This window comes from Acidovorax sp. KPB24-07 (genome assembly GCF_057543315.1).
On the sequence record NZ_BAAJYS010000345.1, the window covers coordinates 1 to 3,520 of the forward strand.

5 protein-coding genes are annotated in these 3,520 nt (G+C 71.2%); 1 reads left to right on the plus strand and 4 read right to left on the minus strand.

Translation table 11 applies throughout. The features are described 5' to 3' along the window. Positions 1–934: cobyric acid synthase (locus AC27IQ_RS20610; RefSeq protein ID WP_487090606.1), on the minus strand; the 934-nt coding region annotated here is incomplete at its 3' end. A 293-nt stretch (positions 935–1,227) separates the two neighbouring features. Here AC27IQ_RS20610 and AC27IQ_RS20615 point away from each other — a divergent pair. After that, positions 1,228–1,641 (plus strand): DUF3224 domain-containing protein, encoded by a 414-nt coding sequence (locus tag AC27IQ_RS20615; protein ID WP_487090607.1) that lies wholly within the window; start codon positions 1,228–1,230, stop codon positions 1,639–1,641. 33 nt (positions 1,642–1,674) lie between these two features. Here the strand turns inward: AC27IQ_RS20615 and AC27IQ_RS20620 are convergent, their stop codons facing one another. The 3 genes from AC27IQ_RS20620 to AC27IQ_RS20630 all read right to left on the minus strand — a co-directional run. Further along, positions 1,675–2,076 carry a DUF3037 domain-containing protein gene (locus tag AC27IQ_RS20620; RefSeq protein ID WP_284399283.1) on the minus strand — a complete coding sequence of 134 codons (402 nt, stop codon included), beginning with the start codon at positions 2,074–2,076 and terminating at the stop codon, positions 1,675–1,677. Next, positions 2,063–2,848 (minus strand): HipA family kinase, encoded by a 786-nt coding sequence (locus tag AC27IQ_RS20625; protein ID WP_272564133.1) that lies wholly within the window; start codon positions 2,846–2,848, stop codon positions 2,063–2,065. Before AC27IQ_RS20625 ends, AC27IQ_RS20620 begins: the two co-directional genes overlap by 14 nt. Positions 2,849–2,902: 54 nt before the next feature. Then, positions 2,903–3,520: aminotransferase class I/II-fold pyridoxal phosphate-dependent enzyme (locus AC27IQ_RS20630; protein ID WP_487090608.1), on the minus strand; the 618-nt coding region annotated here is incomplete at its 5' end.

Consider the following 3,520-nt stretch of genomic DNA (forward strand, 5'->3'; position numbering starts at 1 on the left):
AAGCCAGGTCGGCCGCCGTGGCCTTGGAGCCGGGCAGCACGATCCAGTCGGCCCCCGCCACGTCGGCCGGGCTGCGGGCCCACAGCAGCCGCACGCCGGGCACGGCCTTCAGGGGCTGGAATTCGTCGAGGTTGCTGATGCGCGGGTAGGCCACCACGGCGATGGTCGTGTGCACCACGCCGCTGGCGCGCGCGGCATCGTCGAACACCCCGTCTTCCTCGGGCAGGCCATGGTGCCACTGCATGGGGATGGTGGCCACGGTGGGCACGCCGGTCATCTGTTGCAGCATTTCGGGCGCGGGGGCCAGCAGCGCCGCATCGCCCCGGAACTTGTTGAGCACGAAGCCCTGGATCAGCGCGCGTTCATCCTCCGGCACCAGGGCCCAGGTGCCGTAGAGGTGGGCGAACGCGCCGCCCCGGTCGATGTCGGTGACGAGCAGGCAACTCGCGCCCGCATGCCGCGCCACGCGCAGGTTGACCACGTCGCTCGCTTGCAGGTTGATCTCGGCCGGCGAGCCCGCGCCTTCGATCACCACCACGTCGTTCTCGGCGCGCAGCGCATCGAGCGCGGCGGCGATCTGCGGCCACACCCGCGCACTGCGGCCGCGCCAGGGCAATGCGGACAGCTCCTCGCTCACCTGCCCCATCAGCACCACCTGGCTGCGGGTGTCGGCCTCGGGCTTGAGCAGCAGCGGGTTCATGCGCACATCGGGCTCGGCACGCGCGGCCAGGGCCTGGAAATACTGCGCGCTGCCGATCTCGCCGTGGCCGCCGCCCGGCCCGGCGACCACGCGCGCGTTGTTGCTCATGTTCTGCGCCTTGAACGGCACCACCTTCAGGCCCTGGTTGCTGTACCAGCGGCACAGGGCCGTGGCCAGCCAGCTCTTGCCGGCGCCACTGGTCGTGCCCAGCACCATGACGCAGCGCGCCGCCATGTCAGCGCCCGGCCCGTGCGCTGCGGCCACAGCGGCGGCAGAACAGCGGACACGGAAAAAGCGGAACGGTGGGGCGAGGAGCAGCGAAGGCGAAAGGGGCGGAATGCACGGCGCAGTTCGATTGGCGAAGGAGCCGTATTGTCCCCCGACCCGCATGCCCGGCTCGCGGCCAGCATGGCCCGAACTGCGTTGCACGTTCTTGCGGTTCAATAGCGGCTTCGTTTCCACCGACAGGCCCTGCCCCCCTGCGCGCTCCTGCAGCGGGCGGGCCGCTTCCACCTGCGAGACAACCCATGATTTCTGATTCCATCACCGGCCCCTTCGACGTCAAAACCGCGCCCCACCCACTGAGCGACACGGCGAGCACCAGCGGCCTTCTCCGCATGTCCCTCGACAAGCGCTTCCACGGAAGCCTGGACGCCACGAGCACTGGCGAGATGCTGGCCTTTCGCAGCGCCACCGCAGGATCGGCCGGCTACGTCGCGATGGAAACCGTGCATGGCAGCCTGGCAGGACGCCACGGCAGCTTCGTGCTGCAGCACAGCTCGACCATGGCGCGCGGCGTGCCAGAGCAGCGCATCGCAGTGGTGCCTGATTCGGGCACCGACGCGCTCACCGGCCTGGAAGGTCGCATGACCATCGACGTCGCCGCCGACGGGTCGCACGCCTACCGGTTCGACTTCACATTACCGGACAGCGCCGGCTGAGGCGGGGTGCGGCGTCATCACCCCATCAACCCTTCAACCCATCGCACGCAACGGCCGGACCATGCGGTCCATGATGTGCTCCAGCGCCGCGCCCGCATCGGTGCAGCGCCCGGTGTGCACCGGCGAGGTCTGGATGATCCCGCTGCGCCGCGCGGTCAGCCAGTGAAAGCGCGATCGGTAAGGCATCTGCGCGATGGGCCCGCAGCCCGTGTCGCCCGCGCAGATGGCGACGATGGCCGCCAGGTGCCGGCGCACCGTGTCCAGGTCGGCCGCAGGGTCCAGGGCCAGCAGCCGCGCCTCGTCCAGTGCCATGGCGGCCTGAAGGAAGCCCGTGCGCTGGCACGAAAGAATGGCGCCGGCATTGATGAATTCTTCGCGCTCCACGCGCGGCACCACGCGCACGATGGCGTAGTCGTACACATCAGCCGCGTGCATCGATCGCTCCCTTCAGCCAGGCGCCGCGCCCGGCCAGCCGTGCGGCGAAGTAATCCGCGTAGGCCTGCCGGTGGGTGCCGGGCGCGGTCAACGGGCCTTCGGCGTGGTCGGCACCGGCCAGTTGCAGGAATTCATCGGGCACCTCGGACAGCACGCCCTGCAGCACGGCGGGCGTGAGGCGCGCGGCCAGTTCCGCATCCACCTGCGCCAGCGCGGTGGCGCGGGGCAGCAGCACGTGGTCGGCAATGGGGGCGAAGGGCTTGGCGGGCACGGCCACCGTGCCGTTCCACGCATGGTGGAAAGTGAGCGCCGCGCCATGGTCGATCAGCCACGGGTTGCGGTGCCACACCAGCAGGTTGGTGTTGCGCGCCGTGCGATCCACGTTGCCCACCAGCGTGTCGAACCAGACCAGCCGCGAGGCGAAGTCGTCCGAGACAGCATCCACCGCCGGGTCGAAGTTCGCGGCGCCCGAGAGGTAGTCCAGCCCCACATTGAGGCCGCCGCTGGCACGGATCAGGTCCTGGATCTCGGGGTCCGGCTCGGTCTGCGCCAGGGCCACGTCCAACTGCGCGAGCACGATCTCGGGAACGGGCAGGCCCAGCGCGCGGGCGATGCCGCCAGCGATCATCTCGGCGAGCAGGGCCCGCACGCCCTGCCCCGCGCCACGGAACTTGAGCACATACAGGCCCAGGTCGTCGCCCTCGACGACGGCGGGCATGGAGCCGCCCTCACGCAGGGGCGTGACGTAGCGGCTGACGGTGATGGTGCGCATGGCGGAGCGGCTTCCTTCGAGCGGTCGCGGGTGAGGCGGGGATGGTAGCGGCAGTCAGCCGATCCAGGCCTGGCGCAGCGCCTGCTGGGAACCCGGCGGCAGCACGCCCAGGCGCACCTGACCCGGCAGCCCGAACGACGTGCCGTCGCGCAGCTTGATGCCGTGGGCTCGCAACCGCTGCAGGGCCGCCGGCAGGTCATCCCCCCCAGGCCGTGCCACGAAGTAGTTGGCCAGGCTCCCGGGCACGACGGCCCAGCCCAGCGCTTCGCACAGCGCCTGCTGCTCCGCCTTCCAGACCCGCAGCGTGTCCAGGCTGTCGAGCAGCCAGCGCTGGGGGGAGGCAAGGGTCCATGCCGTGAGCAGCGCCACGCCATGGGCGCCGATGGGCCACGATGGCGCCAGCGACCGCAGCGCGGCCAGGTCTTGCGGCGGCTGCGCCTGCGGCGCGATGGCATAGGCCGCGCGCACGCCCGTCAGGCCCAGGGCCTTGTTGGGCGTCCACAGCTGCCAGGCGTTGGCGGGCATGTGGCTGGCGGTGCCCTCCAGGCGCAGGGGGGCGTAGGCGCAGTCGATCACGCGCAGTGCGCCGTCTTGCGCCCCGATCCGGGCCCAGGCGGCCAGCGCGGGGTCGGGTGTGCCGAGCGGGCTGGAGGGATCGCACGCCCAGCACAG